The following is a 23,166-nucleotide window of genomic DNA, read 5'->3' as shown; positions in this document are numbered from 1 at the left end:
CAAAGTGAAACAATATGTTGTAAAAACAAACAGCCTTACGAAAAGCTACCGTAGTTTTTTTGCGCTGCATGATGTGTCGATTACAATGGAATCCGGCAAAATATACGGTTTAATCGGGCAGAACGGTGCGGGAAAAACAACACTAATGCGCCTTCTGGCTGGGCTTTCTTTTCCCACGAAGGGCAGCATTGAGCTTTTTGGTCATCATGGTGAGCGTGCTTTGCAAGATGAGAGGAAGCGACTGGGCTGCATGATCGAGAATCCTGGATTTGTCCCCTATATGACAGCGAAAGAAAATCTCAAGTTTCACAGAATTATGCGCGGTGTTCCTAACAAGGAAATTGAGGGTGAATTGTTAGAACTCGTCGGACTTGCTGACACAGGAAATAAGAAAGCAAAAAACTTCTCACTCGGCATGAAGCAGCGTTTAGGTATTGCGATCGCCCTGCTTGGCAACCCTGAATTGCTGATCTTGGACGAACCGATCAATGGACTTGACCCATTGGGTGTCGTTGAAATTCGTAATTTGCTGAAGAAGTTGTGCGAAGGACGGCAAATGACCATTTTAATTTCAAGTCATAATTTGCCGGAGCTATATCAAACCGTAACGAATTATATCATCATCCATAAAGGCGAAATCAAGCAAACCCTCACCCTTGAGCAGCTTGATGAAAACTGCAAGCACCACATCCATATTAGCTGCGACCAGCCGGAAAAGTTAACGAGCGTATTGGAGATGCAGCTGAACACCACCAACTATAAGGTAATGCCAGATAAAACGGTTAAGCTATATGATTATTGGAATGAGAAGGATTTAGTGGCAAAAACCTTATATGAAAATGGGATTGTCGTTTCGAAATTTTCTATCGAGGGAGATACGCTTGAAAACTACTTTATTTCTGTTATAGGTGGTGATCGAGATGCTTAATTTGATTCAAGCGGATTTATTTAAATTACGCAGATCAAATGCAATGAAGATTATATTGGGAATCACAACTTTAAGTGCGGTAGTCATGGCAGTAATGGCATATCTGATACCACAGGGGAAGATTGAAGCGAGCATGACAGGAATGGGATTCATGTTCTCTGATATAAACATGATAAGCCTTCTCGGCGGTTTTATTGCAGGCGTGTTTATCTGCGGTGATTTCGATAATAAAACAATCCATGATGCTATTGCAAATGGCTGCAGCAGGGGTGCTGTCATCGTTAGTAAGGCAACCTTATTGGGATTGGCCCTAGCGCTCATCCTACTCCCCTATGCCATCATAACAGGTATTGCTCTTAGTACAGGTTCCGAGTTTAGTATGGGCTCCGTAGGAGTAGGATTCCTAAATCTACTGACAACAGAGGGTGGTACAGCCTTTTCCGCATCAGATATATGGAAGATGCTAGCTGTCATGTTGACCTTGATGATCGTATATGTGGCACAATTGAGTATCTGTGTACCACTTGCCTTTATGCTTAAAAAGCCCATCTTCGTGGTTGTTATTTATTATGGGTTTTCAATACTTTCTGCGCAATTAATGAGATTAAGCGATAGTTCTCCGGTGTTTGATCGTATTTTCTCCTTTACGCCATATGGAGGGAAGTACGCCTTTGTGACATTGGATACGGGAACGGGAGACATGGTCAAGGCAATCGCTGTTAGTTTAATATTTATAATTGCCATGCTTGCTGTCACATACAGCGCATTCAGAAAATCGGAAATTAAGTAACTGAAAGGTTGGTGAACGCGTTGATTATTGTCGCTGGCACTTTGATCATTCTTATAATGTTGCTCGCCTTGTATATCGCTTTTCTTCAGCGGCAATTGCGCAACATCAACCGACAGTTGGACAAACGGCTGACTGAACATACACGTCAACCTATCCGTTTGGAACTCCTGAGCAGGGAGCTTAATGCTTTGGCTATCAATATTAACAAATGCCTAAAAGCGGAGGAAAACCTCCGTCTTAAAGGCATTCAAGAGGAAAAGAACTTTAAGGAGTTAATCGCAAATATTTCCCATGATTTACGAACACCGCTTACTGCTATAAAGGGCTATCAGCAGCTTATGAAGAATGGTGACTTGAACGACGATCAACTAAAGAAACTGCACACTGCCCAAAAACACGCTGATGAATTGGGGCGGTTGATTGAGCATTTTTTTGAGTATTCCTATCTCCTAAACGCAGAACCTGAACTTAACATCGAACGAATTAACCTTACCAATCTTGTGGCAGAGTGTCTTGCAGCATCAGTTACCACATTGGAGGAACACAATCTGGGTGTACACCTTGAGGAAACATCACCAATATTTGTCCTTGCTGATAAAGAAATAGTCACGAGAATTATTCAGAATCTAATTCGAAATTGTGTTCAGCACTCCAATGGAGATATCAAAGTAAGTTTGCTGGCTACAGACAAAGCAATCTTATCGTTTAAAAATCCGATGAAAAATGCTTCCGATATTGATGTAAATCGGCTTTTTGATCGCTTCTATACTGGAGATAAAGCAAGAAGTAATAGTACAGGGTTGGGCTTGTCTATTGTTAGGCTACTGATGGAACAGATGGGAGGCAGTACAGGTGCATCCTTACAAGACGGGTTTCTCGAGATAAAAATTGAACTTCCGCTATAGTCTCACTTTTTTATTTCCTGAATATATATGAAACCCAGACTTTGCTCCTTCCGAATCGGATGATATCCGTTACGAGCAAGTATTAATCCAATCATGGCATTTGTTAAATTGAAGCCAGCCCCGCTCATTTCTGTGCGGGGCTGGCTTCAATTGGAATGCTCCATAAAACTCTAATACGATGAGATAATGGCAGCAATACTAACACCAGCAGATCACCCATTATACTTGTGCTATGATAAGGCAAAACCCCTTTGCTCCTGTTGCCCAACCCATGGTTCAGTGAAGTCTCTCAGCGACTTGAATTAATGCACCTGATCCAGCAATTGATATGCTTCTTCCTTCGTTGTCACCGCCAAAAGAGCTTCTCTGAAATCATCGTCCATCAGCTTACGGGACAACATTTGCAGCACTTTCAAATGCGCATTCTGTTTACTATTTCGCGGTACAGCAATCATGAAGATCAGTTTCGCTTCACTGCCGTCCAGACTCTTCCAATCGACACCATCCTGCTTGATACCAAAGACCACGCTTGGTTTCAGGACAGCATCCGATTTACCATGAGGGATCGCAATATTCATGCCGATGCCTGTGGAGCTTTCAAGTTCCCGGGCCAATATGGCCTGTTTAAAATCTCCGTCAGCGTTTACCGCCCCAGTCCGCTCCAGTACACCGATCATTTCATCAATAACAGCATCCTGTGTCGTTCCGACCAGATTCAGGTTAATGAGATCTGGTGTTACAATATCCGTCAATTTCTCAATGCGAATAGAAGGTGCTTCCGTTGCTGTGCCGTTATTGATCGCGGTTGAAGCCGCTTCGACTGAGTCTGCAGCCATAGGTGCAGTTACGTCTACTGCCAACTGTTCACCTACTCCAGCTGAGTTTTCTATCGCTCCTTCTCCAACAACTGCCGGAGTCACAGCTGCAATGTTTTTCTTCAGCAGGCTCACCATCACAACCGATACGGCTGCGCCGACAATGACAGCGAGGAAGAACATCAACACATTGTCAACGGCACCGAGTACAGCTACAATCGGCCCGCCATGGGCTACACTATCACCCACGTTACCAAGCATCGCAACTACCGAACCGGCCATCGATCCGACCATGATACTTGGAATAACGCGTAGTGGATCTTGCGCCGCGAATGGAATTGCACCTTCGGTAATACCGAATAGTCCCATCGTAAATGTAGCTTTTCCAGCTTCACGTTCCGCTGGTGTAAACTTCTTTTTGTTAATCATCGCTGCCAGTCCCATCGCAATCGGAGGAACACAGATGGCAACGGCAATTTGACCCATAATTTCATAGTTTCCTTCACCAATCATGGCCGATCCGAACAGGAACGCAACCTTATTCACGGGACCACCCATGTCAAAAGAAATCATAGCGCCCAGAATAAGTGCCAGCAGAATCGAACTTGTACCCTGCATTCCTGCGAGCCAGACTGTTAAAGCTTCAAACAGATCCGCGATTGGAGCACCAATCACAAAGACGAAGATTAACCCTACAACTAGAGAAGCCAGTACCGGAATAACGATAATGGGCATAATCGGCTGTAACGACCGAGGAACCTTGATCCTTTTAATGCCAAGCGCAACATAACCCGCCAGGAAACCGGCAATAATCCCCCCGATGAATCCAGCTCCCGCTTCACTTCCATAAAGGCTACCGTTCACAGCAATGAAACCGCCGACCATACCAGGCGCAAGACCTGGTCTGTCCGCAATACTCATTGCGATAAATCCGGCGAGGATCGGAACCATGAAGGTAAACGCAGCCGCGCCGATATTTTCAATCGTTTTCCAGATTGAACCTTCAGGTATAACCAGACCACCCGGCGTTTTCACGCCGCCCATTGTCAGTGCGATTGCGATGAGCAGCCCCCCGATCACGATAAACGGTACCATGTAGGATACCCCGTTCATCAAGTGACGATAGATAGGGTTTTGTTTAGGTTTGTTCCCTTCTGTCGTATCTTCGGCTGACTTGGACTGTGCCTGATAGACCGGCACATCCCCTTTTATTATCCGTTGGATCAGCTCTTCTGGACGGCGGATACCATCTTGTACACCAACGACAAGCAATTTTTTACCGACAAACCGGTCCTTTACCACCGTCTTATCCGCTGCGATAATAATGCCATCGGCTTCACGGATATCCTGCTCCGTGAATTGATTCTCCACGCCAATGGATCCTTGGGTCTCGACCTTCATCTCGACACCCAGCTTCGCCCCTGCCTTCTGCAGATTCTCAGCAGCCATATACGTATGTGCAATTCCGTTAGGACATGAGGTAATCGCTAATATTTTCATGGTCATTCTCCTTTGTTGTCATGTTCCCGCTTACATTTATAGTGTACACGCCGAAAGCGCTGTTATCGGACGAACTTTTTACCGGAACTTCCGGAAAAACGAGTTTATTTCGCAATAAAATATCCCCACAAAGTGGAGCCTATGCTAAGATGCTTATTCCAAATACTTTGCGGGGACCCCAAAAAAATGTAAAAAGCAGGACGTATACGTCCTGCTTCATCATCATAGTTTCTAATACTAATATTACCCTTTCAACGTACTCAGCAATCGCATCACGTCCGTCTCCTTAGACAACGCACTGACCAAAGCCGGCTGCTCACTGATCAGCGACAATTCTTTGAACAGCTGCCGCATCTCTTCCCGCTCATCATGCTTGACCGCAAGCAAGAACACAAGCTCTACTTTCTCAGTTCCCCAGGTGATCGGCTGCTTCAAAGTAACAATAACGATGCAGGACTGTATAATCCACTCCGAGCTGCCATGAGGGATCGCAATGCCACCCCCAATTGTCGTAGTAGACATATTCTCACGATCCAGCACACTTTCCGTATACCCTGCCTCGACATACCCTTTGTCCTCCAGCATTTGCGCAAACTTGGCGATTAACTGTTCTGGACGCTCTACCTCCTGCTGAGGAAAGACGAGAAAAGGTGTCGTATATTTCAAAAAGACCGATTCCTCAGCCGCCCTGCTGTCCGGCTCATCAAGCCGCCGGATCGCTTGCTCCAGCTTACGCTCGTCATTGGCCTCGAGCAGTGGGGAAACGAGGATGTGAGGTGATTTTAGCTCCGGCAGATCAACGGTCGTAATGACAAGATCCACCTCATGAGCGGCCAGATAATCCTGCACTTCCGCTCTCGACATCGTTGTCTCCACATGCACGGACGGGAATCTCCGTTCCACCTTCATGAGAAGCAATTGGGACATCCCAATGCCCATGTGACACACGATAATGACCCTCTGGGGGTGGCTCTTGTTCTGGTGAAGCCGTTCTACGGACGCCTGAAAATGCAGTGTCAAATACGCGGCTTCCTCTTCGGGAAAGGACAACTGAAGCGCTCCCCCCACCTCTTCCAGTGCCATAATGACCCGATCGAACATGTATGGGTACATCTTCTTGATCTCAGCCAGCATCGGATTGGACACAACCAGACCATAATGGAGACGGTTCATGGTCGTGTACAAATGTACTTTCAACCCGTTCAGTAATACGTGGTCCTTGGAGAAAGGGATCATGTTCAGCTCCGACATCCGCCGAGTCAGTTGCTCAACCAACTGGGGCAAGAGGGGGTGGCTGTCTGCTAGATCGCTCCGTCCTACGCCCCCGTCCTCCTGCTTATATCGGAACTTCCCGCCAAGCAGGTGCAGGGTTAGATAAGCGGTTTCTTCCTTGGAAAAAGGTACAGCAAACAGCTTTTGCAGCTGCTTCAAAAATGCCGTAGCCCATACAAACTCCGCTTTGTTCTCCAAAAAGTTAATGTCCTGCTCGGAGAGCGAAATCGGCTGTCCCAGCTTGGTCCGTTTGACCATGAGCAAAATATGCAGCATCAGGCTTTCAAAGGTTTCATCGGTAAAGCGGAGCTCATGTTGCTTTTGTAATGCCTTCAACTCATTGTATACGGTTGCAATCTCATGCGGTTCATACTGCTTGCGCATCATCTGTCCTGTTAACTCCGGACGGTTGATCAACTGGTTCAACCGCGCCAGCGCCATCCGTTTGCTCTTCTCGGAGCCTTCGATCATTAAGCCCACGCGCTGCTTGGTAATTAAGTTCAGATCAAAGCTGCGCAGCCAGCCCTCAATCTTCTCCATATCTCGACGGATAATCGTCTTGTTCACATAAAATCGTGAAGCCAGGTTCTGCATGGTTACGGGCTTTGCGTTCATCAAGAGCCGGTAAGCCAGGTGCAGCACCCTTTCCTCATCGGATTCATGCTCGGTGGTACTCTCGTTTGCATACAAGCGGTGGAATAGATCAGCCTGATCTGCTTCTCCAATCTCCAGATAAACGCCGAGTCCCGGCCTTTTCACCAGATTACCACTGGAGTGCTTAGCTATATGTTCTTCAATCACCTTCAGATCGTTTCGGATCGTCTTCTCCGAGCACTCGGTCTGATCCGCCAGATCCTGAACTAGCCACAGCCGGTTCGGTTCCATTAACAAATTGCGAAAAATCTCTTTTTGCCTATTATTCATTCCGATCTCCCATATTCAACTTATTTGGAGAGCTCACTAATTTGTGAGCGGGTACATTGTCCTACTGTATATCATATCCGGTCTCTGTGGCAATCTGATCTAGGATGGTACATGAAGGGTGTTATTTTGGGAACTGTATACTCGGCGAAAAATAAATTGAGATAAGAGGTTGTGAACAACCCAGAAGAAAGAATATCCAGTATAATAGTCTTTAATTCTAAATATTTAATGCCGAATATATAGGAGGTAATAAAAACCTAATGATCATAAAACCGTTAAAGTGGCTTGCCTGTATCGTGCTAGCCCTAATTGCTGTTCTTGCCATTTTTCTAATCTATATTACAGCGATTGATTATAAACCCCCAGCTCAGACAGAACTTCATACCAACAATAATAACAGTCCAATACTTAAGCAAGGTGAGCCGTTCACCGTCACTACGTTCAATATTGGCTACGCCGGCCTCGACCAAGGACAGGATTTCTTCATGGACGGTGGAACGATGTCCCGATCAAGTAGTAAGGGGCAAACGGAGACTAACCTGAACGCCATTACCGACTTTCTGAGCGACACTGGCTCAAATCTGTATATCCTGCAGGAAGTAGATGTTAACTCCTCCCGTAGTAACAAGATTAACCAAGTCGAAAAAATAAGTCATAGCCTACAAGGATACAGTGATACATTTGCTTATAATTACAAGATGCCTTGGGTACCCGTGCCGTTGACTCATCCAATGGGTGCGGTGCAAAGTGGTTTACTCACATTATCAACGTTCAAGAGCACATCTCATACTCGCTTCAATCTGCCTGGCAAAGAAAGTTGGCCTGTTCAGCTGTTTGAGCTGGATCGTGCATTTATAGAGAGCAGGTTCCCAGTAGATAACGGTAAAGAACTCGTCTTGATCAACCTGCATTTGTCGGCATTCGACAAGGGCGGTACAATCCGCAAACAACAACTTGATTTCCTTGAGGATTATATCAATCAAGAAGTGGAGAACGACAACTATCTCATTATAGGCGGGGATTGGAATCACTCCCTACCTGGATCAGATCACAATAAGTTTCCTACCAAGCAGGAATGGCCGGAGTGGCTACAACCATTTCCCGATACCTTCGGCCCGGGTGATTTCCAGTGGGCGGTAGACCCGAACACTCCTTCCGTTCGAACGCTAGATGTAGCGTATCAAGAAGGTCTCAATTTTCTCGCTGTGATCGACGGATTTCTCGTATCTCCGAATGTTGATATTGCTGATGTTACCGGACACGATCTGAACTTCGAGAACAGTGATCATAACCCTGTAACAGGGAAATTTATTCTGAAATAAGCCTACATCATCCTCGAAGAAGCCAACACCTCTGATGATCAGAGATGTTGGCTTCTTTTTTCCGGCATTGGCGTTAGTTATTATCACTTTTCATGAGTGATTCTTACAGCCTCTATTTGGCTATATCGATTAAAAAAAGGAGCCTTGAAATTCTCAGGATGCTGGTATTGCCAAACTTTTGGTCAATCGCTGATTTTAAACAATTTGGATTGTTATATAATTGTGGTATTACCACAATTAGTAACTTTGTAATACTGCCAGATTTCTATGCATATTCGTATTATGGGAGGGATGAGCAAAGGAAATTTGACTTCGCTGGTGTGGAGAAATAGACAAGAATTATGAAGTATGGAGGCGGTATGAATGAAAACCAAGTATGTTAAAGAATTTTTCTTCTTCCCTGACATATTCATCATGAGTGGTCTCTTCTTCATTAGTTTTGGATTTATGATTCCTAATCTAACATCTGTAGGGACCTGCATCGCATTCGTAATAGGGATGATTTCCTATTCAATCGTTGAATACTTGACCCACAGATTTCTCTTTCATATTAAGACACCAAAAAATGCATTTTTCTTAAAATTAATTAAACGCTTACATTACGATCATCATTCAAGTCCTAATGATTTGAATTTATTATTTCTACCTTTATGGTACTCGTTGCCGAACATGGCGATCGCAGGAGTGGCTGCCTACTTTATGACTTCAAATCTCGTAATCACGAATGCTTTTATCGCCGGTGTTATGATTTTTTTATTGTTTTATGAGTGGAAGCATTATATAGCCCATCGTCCAGTAAAGCCAATTTCTCCGTGGGGACGTTGGATGAAGAAAATTCATTTATGGCATCATTTTAAAAATGAAAATTATTGGTACGGTGTGACAAACCCGGTTTATGATTGGGCAATGGGAACCTTTAAGGACCAAAACAACGTTGAACAAAGTCAAACCGCTCGAGATCTTGAACAACGTGGTAAGCAAGAGTTTGAACTATAACTGCTCTGCAAACAGTGAAATATTATCCTCGAAGAAGCCAACACCTCTGATGATCAGATATGTTGGCTTCTTTTTCCAGGCATGGCGCTAGTTATTATCACTTTTCACGAGTGGTTCTTACAGCCTCTATTTGACTATATCGATTAAAATAAGGAGCCTTGTCCTTTTTGATCCATCTGATCACAATATGACAGAAGATAATAAACCATAACAGACTTGTAAGGAGAACTACTCCAATTGTAAAAAGGTTAGCTAGAAGATCTTCACCCATATTATTAGAAAATATTTTCGATAATGCTGAACACAACATAGGTATATAGACAATGAAGTAACGTCGGCTTAAACTTCCTAACCAATTCCCCTTTTCCGGAAGTAATTTCATACGAACAATTGCAGAACCAATTGTATTTCCTTTCCATACTACAGGGACAACTACCATGAGTACAAAGAAAACGATGGCAAAGATTATCTCTTCAACAAATATTCCTGGACTCTTTAGCAACCCAAAAATAAAATTTGTAATCACTCTGGTAAAAATAATGTTTAGAAGAACCTCAATGAGTTGGGCACCAAAAGTTGCTCTTCTTTGATTGTTAAAGAAGTTACTCTGTTCATTAAGAATTTCTCTTGATGGAATTAACACCAAAAACATGGGAGCAAGTAGAAAGCCAAGTAAAGTCCCAGTAGTATTCGTCAGTAAATCATCTACATCAAAAATACGGTAAGGACATTTAAACAAACCATATAATGCGGTTAGTTGGGTTATTTCAAAGAACAGCGAAACACCAAATCCAATAAGAGTAGCATATAACCATTTAGCTTTACTCTTAAAGAAGTATCTCAAATAAACACCTAAAGGAAATAGTAGCAAAACATTAAAAAACATTTGATAAAAGGCTCGCGTTGTTAATAAATCGATATAACTTGAAGGCACAGACCAATGAAATCCCGTTTCACGTGTAATGTCCCGAATAAATTGAAAAGGACGACTCTGAATAAAATTTGCACCCGCATCAATCGAAACACAATTATTCCGAACACTGGGTATTGGAAAAATCACTAAAAAGAAAGCACTTAGCCCATAAAAAATAAAGCTTAAAATAAGCATTGTTTTCCAAAAGCTGAAGTATCCATGTTTACGATATTGATAAACTGTCCATGGAAACGTTAGAATTGTCGCTAATAAAAAACAAACTAATAATGCAACCAAAATAGGCATTACATATACTTGCATTTCATTTTCTCCTTAAAAGTAGCCTTCGGCAGGTAGCAAAGGGTATTCTACTTTATGAAATTAGCCGATTGATGATCCCCATACTGATTGCCTAAAAGCATCTTTTGTTTATGATAATTATCCTCCTTCTTTTGAGCTTAAATACTATGCTTTTTTTTCCATATCATTAAGTGCTTGGTTGGCTCATCAGTCATCTTCGTAATCCATAATAGATCCTACAATAACTACTGGGCAAGGGAAATATGAACTACTTCCGAAGGTAAACCGCCTTCCGATCCGTTATCGTATCGAAAATGAGGACAAAAAAGCTGTCGAGAAAGACTCGACAGCTTTTTTATAAGTGCAATGTTCTAAATTAATCCCGGTTCGCCAGCTTCGCAAGCAGACGGATGATCTCTATATACAGCCATACGAGAGTGACCAATAAACCGAAGGAACCGTACCACTCCATATATTTCGGTGCGCCCTGCTTGGCCCCCTCTTCGATAAAGTTAAAGTCCAACACGAAATTCAGGGCGGCAATAATGACAATGACAATCGAAATCCCGATCCCAATCGGGGTACTGTCATGCAAATACGGCACCGACATACCGAACATTCTAAGTACAAAGCTAAGCAGATATACAAGCGCGATCCCCGCCGTAGCTGCGATGACACCTCGCTTGAAGCCCTCACTCGCCTTGATAAGGCCGGTCTTGTAGGCAAGTAGCATGCCCATGAACACACACATCGTCAGTAAGGCAGCCTGTAGGGTTATGCCATAATATAATGATTCGTAATTAGCCGATAAAGCCCCAAGAAGTAAACCTTCCAAAATCGCATAGATCGGCGCTAAATACGGTGCTGCCGAAGGCTTAAAACTGATGATTAGCGCCAGAATCAAGCCGCCAATCGCACCACCGATCATATAAGGGAATACATCGTACCCATTGAAAAACATAGCCCAAGATATGACAGCCGCCCCTATGAGCAGCGCTAGCAGCATGAACGATTTGTTCACCGTTCCGCCGATCGTCATCGTCTCTTGGCCATTGTAATGTCCGCTCTTCTCAAACGTTTTGTCGTTGAGTGTCGGATTTCCGCTGCGACCTATCAATTAAATGCCTCCCCAACTTTTTTATTTTCATTTTATCATATGTTGGGATATTTTAGGATGTATAAAAGTGTCGTTCTTAGTATGATTGCTCAAAATTAGCGCTCAAACCATATAATATTCGTGTATCATCAGGCTGTTCGTTTTTTACAGCTCACGCAGGATCTGCCTGATGGTTTCCTATCATTGGAGCGGCATGAAGTGCATAATCGATCATTCATGTTCTAGTCTGGTTCGAGCAACAATTTCATCCATAAAGCATTGTAATGTACTCGTTACATATGAATCTTTTCGCCGAATAAAAATAGTCGTGATTTCATGGTAAGGTTCTGGTACGCTATGGCAAAATACAGTGCCATTGGCAACCATATCGGTAATGGAGGATTCCGGGATAATCGTGATTCCTATTCCTGCAGCTACGCTGCCTATAATCGTCCCGAACGTTCCAAACTCCATGATCTGTTTAGGGATAATTCCCTCCGTCTTCATCCAGCTTTCCAGTCTTTCGCGATACCCGCAACCTTTTTTGTATAGCAATAAAGGCTTTTTTGTCATTTCCTCTATGGAAAAGGTTTTTCCTTTGGTAACAAGCACCATCTTTTCTTGAATAACCTCAACCTGTTCGATTAATGGATGTTTGATGGGCCCTGTCACAAAGGCTCCGTCTAGCTTCATATCAATTACCTGTTGTAACAAACGATCGGTAACCCCGGCTTTTAATGATAATTCAACATTGGGGTACTTATTATAATAAGAAGATAAAATATCTGGAAGAGCCATCACAGGCTCCACAATACCAATTTCTAAAACACCGGAGGGGTTCGATTTATCTAGAAATTTGCGTTTCATTTCCTCCATTCCCGACAAAATCTCCCTTGATTGTTCTAACAACCGCTTTCCTTCCGGGTTTAAGATCATCCCTCGCTTATGCCGATAGAACAATGGCGTATGAAGCTCTTTCTCAAGCAGCTTAATTCTTGCTGTAACATTGGATTGAACGTAGTTTAGCTCCAAGGCAGCTTTACTAATGCTTCCATATGTAGCAACCGCATGGAAAATTTTCAAATCATTAAACTCCAATGCAGCATCTCCTCTCCGATACGTAAACCCCTCTCGCGCCAGACATCATTATAAATGATAGTAAACTTGATTATCAATCATTTTACTACAGATCCACTCCCTCCTATGATGTTATATACAGACAAAAATGATGGCAGCATCTTGATAGGGAGAGACAATACATGCTAAAAAAACAAATCGTCATCGGGTCCATGCTGTGCCTGATCGCAAGTATGTCATGGGGAGCTATGTTTCCCGTTGCACACATAGCATTACAGCAAATTGATCCATTCTATTTTTCGTTTATCCGTTATTTCGTGGTTGCCGTCATCCTCAGCGTGTTACTGTGGGTGAAAGAGGGGAGAGCGTCATTCCGCATGGAGGGAAGGGGCAAGACTTTATTGTTTTTTGGAACGATGGCATTTACGGTCTATAATATGTGCATCTTCCTCGGACAGCAGCTCATGGGGGAGTCAGGTACGGTCGCCGCATCCATTATGGAAGTACTCATGCCGATGATATCCATTATGGTCTTGTGGATCACGACAAAAAGAACTCCGAATAAATACACGCTCACGAGTGTAGCTATCGCGCTTACCGGTGCTTTACTAGTTATCACCAACGGAGAACTTGCCTTTTTCAGAATGGCTGGACAACATCTTGTTCCTTTATTTCTGATTTTTGTGGGAGTTATGGGATGGGTGGTGTATTCCATGGGAGGAAGCCGATTTAAGGATTGGTCGATTCTGCGCTATTCTACTCTAACCTGCTTGTTAGGAAGCGCTGTGTCTTTTGTAATCGTTACGCTTGCTTCCGTCTTTCAGTTGCTTCCCGTTCCTACATGGCACACGATACTCTCGATTAAATATGAAATGTCCTTCATGATTTTATTGCCGGGGCTAGCAGCCTTGCTCTGCTGGAATCTAGGGATCAAATTATTATCACCGCTTAACGGTATATTATTTATTAATTTTGTTCCCATTACCACATTCGTTATTATGGCTCTTCAAGGCTACCAAATCAGTAATTATGAATTTTTCGGAACGTTGCTCATTATCTTTGCCCTATTACGGAACAATGCGTATCAAAGGAAAACCATACGCGTTAACCACGGCAGAGCCTATGCTTCTGTCCAAGAGCAATAGCTGAGCGTTTGTGGTTGTTGAATCATTGGACTCACCTATTCCCATATACAGAAAAAAGGTACGGTCTCCTCATTTTTCGTGAGTAACCGTACCTTTTCCCGTATATACGAGTGAACACTTTGATCAGATTGGTTTTCAGCAATCTGGCCAGCATGGCTTATTGTATTTTGGCAAAATGCTCCTGACCCCGTTTATTTTCTAGTATCTCAACGAATTTTGTCGATGCTGGCGATAGAGATACACTTTTCAAAAAACATACGCCTATACTTCTTTTTGGTATTTCCTGAATGAGTTGAACTTCATACAATAATCCCTTATCTAAATACTCTTGGGAGAACTCCTTCGTCACACAAGCTACCCCTAAATTTATTTTTGCAAACTCCAATAACAGATCATGTGATCCTAATTCAAAATCTGGCGAAATCTTTATTCCTTCAGACATCATATAATCTTCTACATACTTTCTGGAATTCGATTTTGATTCAAGAAAGATTAATGGCAGTTTTATTACCTCGTCAAGGCTAACAGGTCCGGATAATATTGTCTTGAATTTCTCCCCATAAACAAAAATATCTTGAATATCAATACATGGCCTTATTTCTAATGCAGGATCTTCAAGTGGAAAATTACAAATTCCAATATCAACCTCTCCTGATTTGATGATGGCGCAAATCTCAAGTGTTGTACCATTAACAATCTTAAACTTAATATTGGGGTATTTATTATGAAAAGCCTCCAAATAGGGAAGTAAAAAATACCTAGATATCGTATCACCAACACCTATTTTCAACTCGCCTGTCGTTAAGTTCTTAAATTCCAAGATTTTTTCTTCTCCAACGTGAATTAAATTAATAGCCGAATTCGCATATTCAAATAAAAGACTGCCTTCGTTGGTTAAAGATACCCCTTTAGGTGTTCTTGTGAAAAGACGCGTATCTAATTCTCTTTCTAGTTGCATGATCGCTTGACTAACCGCTGGCTGTGTCATGTAAAGATCTTTAGCCGCTTTGGAGAAACTTCTATTTTTTGCTACCTTACAAAACACTTTATATAAATCTAATTTACTCATTGTATAAGCACCTCTTATATCTATTATACGATATATTGATTTCACTTATATCATTAGATTGATGTATATTAAAAATATATATGTCACGTCATTAAAATTAACTTTAATAGTTCTAAGGAGCGATTATATTGGAAAGAGTCGTTGGAACAGTCGTTAGAGGTCTCCGTTGCCCAATAGTAAATCGAGGGGACAGCATAGAGGAAATCGTTGTAGATAGTGTGTTAAAAGCTTCAGAGGTTGAAGGCTTTAGCATTAATGATAAGGATATCGTTACGGTAACAGAATCAATCGTTGCTCGTGCTCAAGGTAACTATGCTACGATCGATCATATTGCGAAAGATGTTAGTTCCAAATTTGGAGATGAAACGGTTGGCGTCATATTCCCGATCTTAAGTCGTAATCGGTTTGCAATCTGTCTTCGCGGTATTGCAAAAGGGGCTAAAAAAATTGTTTTAATGCTAAGCTATCCATCTGATGAAGTTGGAAACCACTTAGTGGATTTAGACATGCTTGATGAAAAAGGAGTTAATCCTTGGACAGATGTTTTAACAGAACAACAATTCCGCAAACATTTTGGATATGAGAAACATACCTTTACTGGCGTTGATTATATTGATTACTATAAATCGTTAGTTGAAGAATATGGTGTGGAATGCGAAGTCATTTTCTCAAATAATCCAAAGACCATTCTCGAATACACTAAAAATGTTCTGACTTGTGATATTCATACGAGATTCAGAACAAAGAAAATATTAAAAGCAAACGGTGGAGATAAAATTTATAGCCTCGATAACATCTTATCTGCGTCTATTGATGGCAGCGGATGTAATGAAGCATATGGTCTGTTAGGATCAAATAAATCAACAGAAGATAGTGTTAAACTGTTCCCACGTAATTGCCAACCTATCGTTGATAAAATACAACATATGCTCAAAGAAAGAACGGGCAAACATGTTGAAGTTATGATTTATGGAGATGGAGCATTCAAAGACCCTGTAGGTAAAATATGGGAACTTGCTGATCCCGTTGTATCACCAGCTTACACATCAGGACTTGATGGTACACCTAATGAAGTAAAGTTGAAGTATCTTGCTGATAATAACTTTGCTGATTTAAGAGGAGAAGAACTTAAGCAAGCTATATCTCAATATATTAGCAATAAAGAGACGGATCTAGTAGGATCAATGGAAGCCCAAGGTACTACACCTAGAAAATTAACTGATCTTATCGGTTCTCTATCCGATTTAACTTCTGGAAGTGGAGATAAAGGCACACCTATTATCTTTATACAAGGATATTTTGATAACTATACAAACTAAACTTAATAGTAAATAGATTTGTGTAGACTTTAAAAAAAGACTAAGCAAGCTAACGTCGGTACTCAACTGGCGTTAGCTTTTTTAGCTTGATTGTGAATGGGGCATTACCTGATTATTTTTTCTTCGTACCCAATTTCAAGATTGCTGGATTGTCAATAAAAGTGGCTGTATTGAAGAGTAATAGCACGTCCTTAATGCCATTCTCGGACATATAGTCGCTGATGCTACCGTTATAATAACGCATGTCGATCACATGGATTTCTGGCACATGTAGCGTTAGAAATGGGATTACGTTATGAGCGTAGGAGTCTTTGATGACTAACAGCTTCTCTTGTTTGATAACATGTGGATCAAGCTTACTTGTAAACTTCATAAGGGCATGAACCCCACCTAAGAAGTAGGAATATTGATCCTTTTTGTCTAAAAAGCTGGCATCGTACATGTTCGTTAACGTTTCACCTGTATCTGCGATATACATCTCGGTCGATATGGGCTGAATAGGCTTGTAGACTTCAATGGAATCCGGGGTTACACCGTTAAGCTGACTCCGGGTATGGTAACTTCCTAGGAACGAATTGCTCACGGTCTGAATATGGAATTCCTTCTTGGACAAGGGATGCCAGCCCATCTTCTCGGCATAGGCTACATAAGCTAAGTAGGCACCATTCGTCGTCCAGTGGTGATCAGTTCGATAGTAAATCGGTTCTGAAGCATATGGGCTCAGGAACTCAAATCCATCCATAAACGACAAGCTGCCCCGCACGTAATCAGCGATATATTGATTTACCTTAGATTGAGGGTAGTTTGGAGCTAGCCAGGGTAACCGATCAGCGTAAATGCCAACCGATGTGGGTGCGAGCATAAAGGTGGTGTTCGCTTCTGGATGGCTAATGGCAAATTGTTTTATAGATTCCGCGTATTGTTGAATCTTCGAATAATCAGGTTCAACGAACTTTTCAAGCAAATATCCCGAATGTCCTTTATAAATCCCGTTATTCTCTTGCTGTAGCCGTAATTGTTCAACAGAGGATTTAACCGCTAACCACTTTGAACGAAAAGGAAATTGATCTGTTACGAAACTTTCAGCATCTTCAGCATACTTTTTGGACAAAAGATTGTCCCATGTCAGATGTGGAGCGCTCTGTAGAACGCGATTTTCTAACTCGGAGAAGTGTTCCTTTGGAAGTAAGAGAAAGGTTAACAACATGAGAAACAGCGTTAGGACAAATCCCCCAACTAGTAACTGATCTGCCCTTTGCTTCATCAACTACAGCCTCCTCATAGTTAGAATCGGAAATATAAAAATGGGTTAAATGTTGCGTCTACTAAGTAGGCGACCGATAGGAAGAATAGTAAACCATACCAAACGAGAGGCAATAGATGCCTAGTCTCATGTTTCGTGGATTGTTTCCTTGGCATGGATGCAATAACCAATACAATAATTAAAATCGCGTTCGTGTACGCAAAGTATAGCGTAGTGTTGTCCAAGAGTGGTTGGTGATTGAATCCCATCATCGCTTGTAAATAGCCCAGCCCCATAGGAAGTTGATCAAAAGCAAACAACACCCATCCAATGAGGATAAGTAAGAGTGCATAGATGTGTCTTACGAAGCGTGGTAAGCGACTCAGTAACCGTAAACCCCACCATTTTTCGATGATAAGAATAACGCCGAAGTACAACCCCCACAATAAGAAATTCCAACTTGCTCCATGCCAAATACCTGTAAGTATCCACACAACTAGAATATTGCGCAATTGAATGCCGAGTCCTCGGCGATTACCGCCAAGCGGGATGTAGACGTAATCACGGAACCAGCTTCCAAGCGAAATATGCCATCTGCGCCAGAAATCAGTAATGCTCTGGGCGGTATAAGGCTTGTTGAAGTTCTCGTTAAATTGAAATCCGAACATAAGACCAAGTCCAATAGCCATATCGGAATAACCACTAAAGTCGAAATAGATTTGAAAAGCAAAAGCAATAATGCCTAGCCAAGCCGTTAATGCAGGCATGGTATCGAGGTTAGACGTAGAGATGGTATCCCATAGTAGTCCTATATTATTGGCAAGCAGCACCTTTTTGGCCAATCCAATCGTGAAGCGCCTGACTCCTTCTGCAAACTTCTCGATATTCACCGAACGCTTACGTAATTGCTCAGCAACGGTATTGTAATGAACAATGGGGCCTGCAACCAATTGTGGGAACAAGGCGACGAACGTCCCAAAGTCAATCCAGTTGCGCTGTGCTTTTGCCGTCCCACGATATACGTCAATAATGTAGGATATGGATTGAAACGTATAGAATGATATGCCGATTGGGAGCGGTAGGTCTGTTAAAGGGATACTCGTTCCAAGTAGTTCATTCACATTCAGAATAAGAAAATCTGCGTACTTGAAGTATGATAGCAATCCCAGATTTACGACAATGGAACATACGACAATCCACTTCCGTTGAACAGCACTTAGCTTCGGCCTACTGAGTAGTAGACCGAAGCTGTAATCTGTAAAGGTGGACAGCAACATGATGACAATGTATACCGGTTCGCCCCACGCATAGAAGATGAGGCTGCTTAAGAATAAGATAAGATTTTTAATTCGCCAAGGCGAAATGTAATACAGCGCAAGGACGAACGGCAAGAACACGAATAGGAACAGTAGGCTGCTGAATAGCATAGAGGATTATTTTTGAACAAAGAAACTATCGAATGACTTCACAAGTTCATCAGCGTCTTCGGAAATAACGAATAACAGATAGTTGCCTTTCGTAACAAGCTTATAATTCTTGGCATTCTCGTATTGGTCCGGAAGGTATGTTTCGAATTGTTTTTGCACGTCTTCCGCACGTTGTTTAATAGCGGTCTCGATGGTCGGAATATCTTTCTCATCCTTGACCTTGAAGACAGAAACTTCGTTCGACTTCACATTCATCATCGGAATTCTAACGGTATATTCCTCTAGCAAGGAAGGATCTAAATGGTATTGCTGCTTCACTGAATCTTCATCTAGCTCAATTAATCCCGGTTGCTCTACTTCTGTAATCATCTTATCAACCATTTCTTTCACAGGTACAGTTGATTCGATCGGTGCCGCCTTATTGCTGGAACATGCGCTAAGCGCTAGAGTTAATATGACTGCTAGCATAAGAACGAAAGATTGTTTTTTCATGGTGTATACTCTCCTTGATATGTGTTTTTTATTTCTGTTCTTAGTTTTCGACGTGTGAAGTGAGTAAAAGGTTTCACCATAATTATGTTTCCCAGAATTTACAGGAGTATGTTCCGCTATAGCACTATGGTATTGAAAAAATCTCGGCTTTTACTTATACGGACCGTCCGGGCTTGTCCCGAACGGATTTTTTCTGTTTAAAATATGCAACATCTAAAGAAAGCAAACATGATATCTTAATTTCACGCATTGTAAGGGCTGTCATGACCAAGGGATAATGGAACTATCCAAATAAACAAGGGGGATTACGAATGCTAAAGAAGTCGAATGTTCTTTCCTTAGTGATGGCAGGCATCCTGGCTGTCAGCTTAACGGCATGCGGGGGCGGATCCACATCCAAAGATGCGGCCGGATCAAACACTGCTTCTAGCGATACGGGGGGAACCGGGCAGACAAAGCAGGAGAAAATTACGATTACGTTCCAAAATATCTTCACTGACCCCACGGATCCCAAGGACGCCATGCTGAAGCGAATCGTAGCTGATTACGAGGCTAAAAATCCGAACATCAAGATTGAACTCGACTCCTTGAATACTGACCAGCAGAAGCTCAAGCTGAAGACCCAAGCGGCCTCCAAAGAGGTTCCGGACATTACGGTTGTAAATCCATCCGCACAAATGAAACCGTTTGTTGACGCCAAGTTGTTTGCCCCGCTCAATGATATGGTGGAAAAGAACGGGCTTAAGGACACGTTCCAGGAAGGGATCCTGGATTGGTATACCTTTGACGGCAACTTGTATGCGCTTCCCGACGGCAACAATATCGGGTTGGTTTATTACAACAAGGAGCTGTTTGATCAAACCGGCGTGAAAGTGCCGACGACCTTTGAAGAAATGGTGGACGTTGTAAAGCAGCTGAAGGCGAAGGGCATTCAGCCGATGGCGATCGGGGAAAAGGACACCTGGACCGGTTCCTTCCTGTTCATGAACATTCTTCTTCGCACTAACGACGGACCCGGATTTCTGAAGGATGTGGCGGACGGCAAGAAAACGTTTGAGGATCCCGCATTCAAGGAAGCGGTAGCAAGCATGCAGGACCTGATTCAGGCCGGAGCCTTCCAGGAAGGGGTAACATCCTTTGATTACAACGCCGGCGAGAATCTGTTCAAGACCGGCAAGGCTGCGATGTATTACATGGGGAGCTGGGCGACGGGTGGCATAGAAACCTCCTCCGTAAACGATAAAGTCGGCGTCTTCAAATTTCCGACGGTTAACGGCAAAGGCAATCCTGACGAGTTTATGCTTGCGCCGGGAAGCGCGTTTGCGATATCCGCAAACAGCAAACATCTGGAGGAAACCAAGGACTTTCTTAACTATTTTATGCTGGAATTCCCGAAAATAGCGTTTGAGGTCAAAGGGGCCATCGGTCTGGGGCAAAAAGTGGAAGGAGACTTTAAGGCTGCCGGATATTCGGATATGTCGATGGAGGTGCTGGACCTGTTTAAGCAGGTTAAAGGCGGGGATATTGCTTTTGACAACACGATGAATCCGGGAACTTCCCAGGCTCACTTGACGAGTATCCAGAATTTGTTCGTTCAGCAGAAGGATCCTGCCGAAGTGGCAAAAGAGCATCAAGCCGCTTTTGAAAGCAATAAATAGAAACTGTAACCGTGCGGTATGAGGGGTCTTCTCGAAAGATCCCTCCATGCCGAATCCTGCGTATGCATTATCGGCTCTGATATTTGGACTGATTGAGGAGGAGAGCCTTAACGTGAATGTATTGAGAGTCTCCAAATGGACGATAGCCGCTTTCGTGCTGCCGTGTTTGCTGCTCTATGTGTGTCTTGTATTTGTCCCGATTTTGGTATCAATGTATAGCGGACTGCTTGATTGGAACGGCATTGGTGAATCCCGTTTTATAGGTCTGGACAACTTCAAAAAGCTTTTGTTTGACGATCCGGTTTTCTGGCCTTCCGTTAAGCGCACCCTGATGTTTGCCGTCTTTTCCATGCTGGAGATTCCGGTGGCTCTGTTTGTCGCCATACTGCTGAACCGTTTTATCAAAAAACCGAATTTTCTCGTATCCAGTTACTTTCTTCCGGTGATCCTGTCCGTGGTCATTATCGGCCAGCTGTGGAAAACGATCTATAATCCCGCTTCCATGGGCGGTATGCTGAACCAGGTACTCGAAGCCCTTCATCTCAACGATTGGACAAGGGCTTGGCTGACAGACCCGGATGTAGCGATGTATTCACTGTATTTTGTCGCCTTATGGCAGTATCTGGGTTACCATACGCTCATTCAGTTTACCGGGATTCAAAATATCCCCTCCGACGTCATCGAAGCGGCAAAAATCGATGGAGCTGATGGGTTGAAGGCCGATTGGCACATTACGTTTCCGATGAATATTCCGATCTTTAAAATATCGATCGTGCTTGCTTTTATCGGGTCCCTGCAGGCGTTTGACATGATCATGGTCATGACGGGCGGCGGACCGGCACACGCTACGGACGTGATTTCCACCCATATGTACAACATGTCCTTCTTATCCATGAAGTACGGGTATGGAAGCTCTATCGCGGCATTTCTTGTCGTGCTGTGCCTAACGGCAACCGTCATCATTAACTTCCTGTTCTCCCGGCTGGAGCGCAAATATACGTGAAGGAGGGATTGCAGCCATGAGTCGGAACGTTCCGGCCTTTTCGGGCAAACCGCTGACTGTAGAAAAAAAGAAAAAGATACCCGTTGCCAAGGGACTTGTTCTGCTGTTCCTTTCCGTTCTGCTTATAACGCAGCTATATCCGCTGCTGTGGCTTTTGATTTACTCGCTGAAGACGAATGAGGAAATCCTGTCGGGCAGCTTCTTCTCGCTGCCGGCCGCCCCGCAGTGGAATAACTTTACCGATGCGGTGAATTCCGGCAGCTACTTCCGGTATCTGTTGAACAGCTTTTTCGTGACTTCGATCACCATGGCGAGCGTACTGCTACTGAGTTCGCTTGCATCCTTTGCCATCAGCAGATTCCATTGGAAATACGGGCAAATGGTGCTGCTGATTTTTCTGATCGGGATGATGATTCCGCTTCAAGCTACCCTGCTGCCGCTCATGATTATTTTTAAGAATCTGAGCATTCTGAACACGCATCTTTCGATCATACTTCCTTACATTGCTTTTCAGACACCGATTGCCGTATTCATCCTCAGCGGTTTTATGAAGTCCATACCGCACGAGATTGAGGAATCCGCAGTCATTGACGGAGCGGGGATATTCCGGATTTTCCGCAGCATTATCCTGCCGATCTCGGTTCCGCCGATGATGACGGTCAGTATTCTTACCTTCATTAATATCTGGAACGAGTACATTTTAGCGGCAACGTTTATTTCTGCCGAAAGGCTAAAGACGCTTCCCTTCGGAGTAAACAGCTTTGTCAGCCAGTACTCGGTAAATTACGGGGCTATCGGCGCTTTCCTCGTGCTTGGGGCTTTGCCCGTTATTCTGATTTACTTCTTGCTTGCTGATAAAATTACAAAAGGTATGGTTGCAGGAGCGGTGAAAGGTTAACTTTCATCCTCCTTTTTCCGTATACGGATATATACCTGCGGTGTTATGGTGAAATAAGGACTTTAAACCGCATA

At 43.1% G+C, this 23,166-nt stretch carries 19 protein-coding genes; 10 read left to right on the top strand and 9 right to left on the bottom strand.

Going from position 1 to position 23,166, the window contains the following annotated elements; translation table 11 throughout:
* The first annotated feature begins 4 nt into the window (after positions 1–4).
* Genes AC2TF5_RS00620 through AC2TF5_RS00610 form a run of 3 tightly spaced genes read left to right on the top strand, consistent with a single transcriptional unit; the run spans position 5 to position 2,623 of the window.
* Positions 5–928 carry an ABC transporter ATP-binding protein gene (locus tag AC2TF5_RS00620; RefSeq protein WP_491300378.1) on the top strand — a complete coding sequence of 308 codons (924 nt, stop codon included), beginning with the start codon at positions 5–7 and terminating at the stop codon, positions 926–928.
* On the top strand, positions 921–1,718 hold the full coding sequence (locus AC2TF5_RS00615) for an ABC transporter permease (RefSeq protein WP_491300377.1): 798 nt from the start codon (positions 921–923) through the stop codon (positions 1,716–1,718). The genes AC2TF5_RS00620 and AC2TF5_RS00615 overlap by 8 nt, the downstream gene beginning before the upstream one ends.
* An 11-nt stretch (positions 1,719–1,729) precedes the next feature.
* A complete protein-coding gene (locus AC2TF5_RS00610; protein ID WP_491300376.1) occupies positions 1,730–2,623 on the top strand; it encodes a sensor histidine kinase in 894 nt (297 codons plus the stop codon).
* A 302-nt stretch (positions 2,624–2,925) separates the two neighbouring features.
* Here AC2TF5_RS00610 and AC2TF5_RS00605 read toward each other — a convergent pair whose 3' ends face one another.
* A complete protein-coding gene (locus AC2TF5_RS00605; RefSeq protein WP_491300374.1) occupies positions 2,926–4,938 on the bottom strand; it encodes a fructose-specific PTS transporter subunit EIIC in 2,013 nt (670 codons plus the stop codon).
* Between the two features lie 243 nt (positions 4,939–5,181).
* Positions 5,182–7,134, bottom strand: coding sequence for a BglG family transcription antiterminator (locus AC2TF5_RS00600; RefSeq protein WP_491300373.1), 1,953 nt, complete (start codon positions 7,132–7,134; stop codon positions 5,182–5,184).
* A gap of 260 nt (positions 7,135–7,394) precedes the next feature.
* Between AC2TF5_RS00600 and AC2TF5_RS00595 the strand changes: the two genes are divergently transcribed.
* Positions 7,395–8,456, top strand: a complete 1,062-nt coding sequence (locus AC2TF5_RS00595; protein ID WP_491300372.1) for an endonuclease/exonuclease/phosphatase family protein — start codon at positions 7,395–7,397, stop codon at positions 8,454–8,456.
* 363 nt (positions 8,457–8,819) lie between these two features.
* A complete protein-coding gene (locus tag AC2TF5_RS00590) occupies positions 8,820–9,452 on the top strand; it encodes a sterol desaturase family protein (protein ID WP_491300371.1) in 633 nt (210 codons plus the stop codon).
* Between the two features lie 97 nt (positions 9,453–9,549).
* On the opposite strand, the gene AC2TF5_RS00585 is transcribed toward AC2TF5_RS00590, so the two are convergent.
* The 3 genes from AC2TF5_RS00585 to AC2TF5_RS00575 all read right to left on the bottom strand — a co-directional run bounded on the left by AC2TF5_RS00585 (position 9,550) and on the right by AC2TF5_RS00575 (position 12,859).
* Entirely contained in the window at positions 9,550–10,686 is a 1,137-nt protein-coding gene (locus AC2TF5_RS00585; protein ID WP_491300370.1) for a VanZ family protein, read from the bottom strand.
* A gap of 355 nt (positions 10,687–11,041) precedes the next feature.
* Positions 11,042–11,782, bottom strand: a complete 741-nt coding sequence (locus AC2TF5_RS00580) for a Bax inhibitor-1/YccA family protein (protein WP_241931279.1) — start codon at positions 11,780–11,782, stop codon at positions 11,042–11,044.
* Positions 11,783–11,992: 210 nt separating this feature from the next.
* Positions 11,993–12,859 carry a LysR family transcriptional regulator gene (locus AC2TF5_RS00575; RefSeq protein WP_491300369.1) on the bottom strand — a complete coding sequence of 289 codons (867 nt, stop codon included), beginning with the start codon at positions 12,857–12,859 and terminating at the stop codon, positions 11,993–11,995.
* Positions 12,860–13,020: 161 nt separating this feature from the next.
* On the opposite strand from AC2TF5_RS00575, the gene AC2TF5_RS00570 reads away from it, so the two are divergent.
* Positions 13,021–13,983, top strand: coding sequence for a DMT family transporter (locus AC2TF5_RS00570; protein ID WP_491300368.1), 963 nt, complete (start codon positions 13,021–13,023; stop codon positions 13,981–13,983).
* 157 nt (positions 13,984–14,140) lie between these two features.
* Here AC2TF5_RS00570 and AC2TF5_RS00565 read toward each other — a convergent pair whose 3' ends face one another.
* Complete coding sequence (locus AC2TF5_RS00565) at positions 14,141–15,052, bottom strand: LysR family transcriptional regulator (protein ID WP_491300367.1); 912 nt, start codon at positions 15,050–15,052, stop codon at positions 14,141–14,143.
* Positions 15,053–15,180: 128 nt separating this feature from the next.
* On the opposite strand from AC2TF5_RS00565, the gene AC2TF5_RS00560 reads away from it, so the two are divergent.
* Positions 15,181–16,371, top strand: coding sequence for a coenzyme F420-0:L-glutamate ligase (locus AC2TF5_RS00560; RefSeq protein ID WP_491300366.1), 1,191 nt, complete (start codon positions 15,181–15,183; stop codon positions 16,369–16,371).
* Between the two features lie 112 nt (positions 16,372–16,483).
* Here the strand turns inward: AC2TF5_RS00560 and AC2TF5_RS00555 are convergent, their stop codons facing one another.
* The 3 genes from AC2TF5_RS00555 to AC2TF5_RS00545 are packed head-to-tail and all read right to left on the bottom strand — an operon-like array spanning position 16,484 to position 19,533.
* Complete coding sequence (locus AC2TF5_RS00555) at positions 16,484–17,635, bottom strand: DHHW family protein (RefSeq protein ID WP_491300365.1); 1,152 nt, start codon at positions 17,633–17,635, stop codon at positions 16,484–16,486.
* Between the two features lie 20 nt (positions 17,636–17,655).
* Positions 17,656–19,041 carry an MBOAT family O-acyltransferase gene (locus AC2TF5_RS00550; protein ID WP_491300364.1) on the bottom strand — a complete coding sequence of 462 codons (1,386 nt, stop codon included), beginning with the start codon at positions 19,039–19,041 and terminating at the stop codon, positions 17,656–17,658.
* A 6-nt stretch (positions 19,042–19,047) separates the two neighbouring features.
* Positions 19,048–19,533 (bottom strand): DUF4358 domain-containing protein, encoded by a 486-nt coding sequence (locus AC2TF5_RS00545; protein ID WP_491300363.1) that lies wholly within the window; start codon positions 19,531–19,533, stop codon positions 19,048–19,050.
* Between the two features lie 311 nt (positions 19,534–19,844).
* Between AC2TF5_RS00545 and AC2TF5_RS00540 the strand changes: the two genes are divergently transcribed.
* From AC2TF5_RS00540 to AC2TF5_RS00530, 3 genes are all read left to right on the top strand, one after another.
* The gene (locus AC2TF5_RS00540) at positions 19,845–21,191 is read left to right on the top strand and encodes an extracellular solute-binding protein (protein WP_491300362.1); all 1,347 of its coding nucleotides are present in this window, start codon (positions 19,845–19,847) and stop codon (positions 21,189–21,191) included.
* A 112-nt stretch (positions 21,192–21,303) separates the two neighbouring features.
* The gene (locus tag AC2TF5_RS00535; RefSeq protein WP_491300361.1) at positions 21,304–22,194 is read left to right on the top strand and encodes a carbohydrate ABC transporter permease; all 891 of its coding nucleotides are present in this window, start codon (positions 21,304–21,306) and stop codon (positions 22,192–22,194) included.
* A 16-nt stretch (positions 22,195–22,210) separates the two neighbouring features.
* Positions 22,211–23,092, top strand: a complete 882-nt coding sequence (locus AC2TF5_RS00530; protein ID WP_491300360.1) for a carbohydrate ABC transporter permease — start codon at positions 22,211–22,213, stop codon at positions 23,090–23,092.
* Positions 23,093–23,166 lie beyond the last annotated feature (74 nt).

Source organism: Paenibacillus sp. JNUCC 34 (genome assembly GCF_058269055.1).
The sequence above is the reverse complement of the archived record's forward strand: the minus strand, read 5'-3'. Positions and strand labels throughout refer to the sequence as shown.

Excerpts from the sequence above, each read along its gene's own strand:
- AC2TF5_RS00615 (WP_491300377.1), top strand. The coding sequence starts at position 921 with ATGCTTAATTTGATTCAAGCGGATTTATTTAAATTACGCAGATCAAAT.
- AC2TF5_RS00605 (WP_491300374.1), bottom strand. The coding sequence starts at position 4,938 with ATGAAAATATTAGCGATTACCTCATGTCCTAACGGAATTGCACATACG.
- AC2TF5_RS00600 (WP_491300373.1), bottom strand. The coding sequence starts at position 7,134 with ATGAATAATAGGCAAAAAGAGATTTTTCGCAATTTGTTAATGGAACCG.
- AC2TF5_RS00595 (WP_491300372.1), top strand. The coding sequence starts at position 7,395 with ATGATCATAAAACCGTTAAAGTGGCTTGCCTGTATCGTGCTAGCCCTA.
- AC2TF5_RS00590 (WP_491300371.1), top strand. The coding sequence starts at position 8,820 with ATGAAAACCAAGTATGTTAAAGAATTTTTCTTCTTCCCTGACATATTC.
- AC2TF5_RS00585 (WP_491300370.1), bottom strand. The coding sequence starts at position 10,686 with ATGCAAGTATATGTAATGCCTATTTTGGTTGCATTATTAGTTTGTTTT.
- AC2TF5_RS00570 (WP_491300368.1), top strand. The coding sequence starts at position 13,021 with ATGCTAAAAAAACAAATCGTCATCGGGTCCATGCTGTGCCTGATCGCA.
- AC2TF5_RS00565 (WP_491300367.1), bottom strand. The coding sequence starts at position 15,052 with ATGAGTAAATTAGATTTATATAAAGTGTTTTGTAAGGTAGCAAAAAAT.
- AC2TF5_RS00555 (WP_491300365.1), bottom strand. The coding sequence starts at position 17,635 with ATGAAGCAAAGGGCAGATCAGTTACTAGTTGGGGGATTTGTCCTAACG.
- AC2TF5_RS00550 (WP_491300364.1), bottom strand. The coding sequence starts at position 19,041 with ATGCTATTCAGCAGCCTACTGTTCCTATTCGTGTTCTTGCCGTTCGTC.
- AC2TF5_RS00545 (WP_491300363.1), bottom strand. The coding sequence starts at position 19,533 with ATGAAAAAACAATCTTTCGTTCTTATGCTAGCAGTCATATTAACTCTA.
- AC2TF5_RS00540 (WP_491300362.1), top strand. The coding sequence starts at position 19,845 with ATGCTAAAGAAGTCGAATGTTCTTTCCTTAGTGATGGCAGGCATCCTG.
- AC2TF5_RS00530 (WP_491300360.1), top strand. The coding sequence starts at position 22,211 with ATGAGTCGGAACGTTCCGGCCTTTTCGGGCAAACCGCTGACTGTAGAA.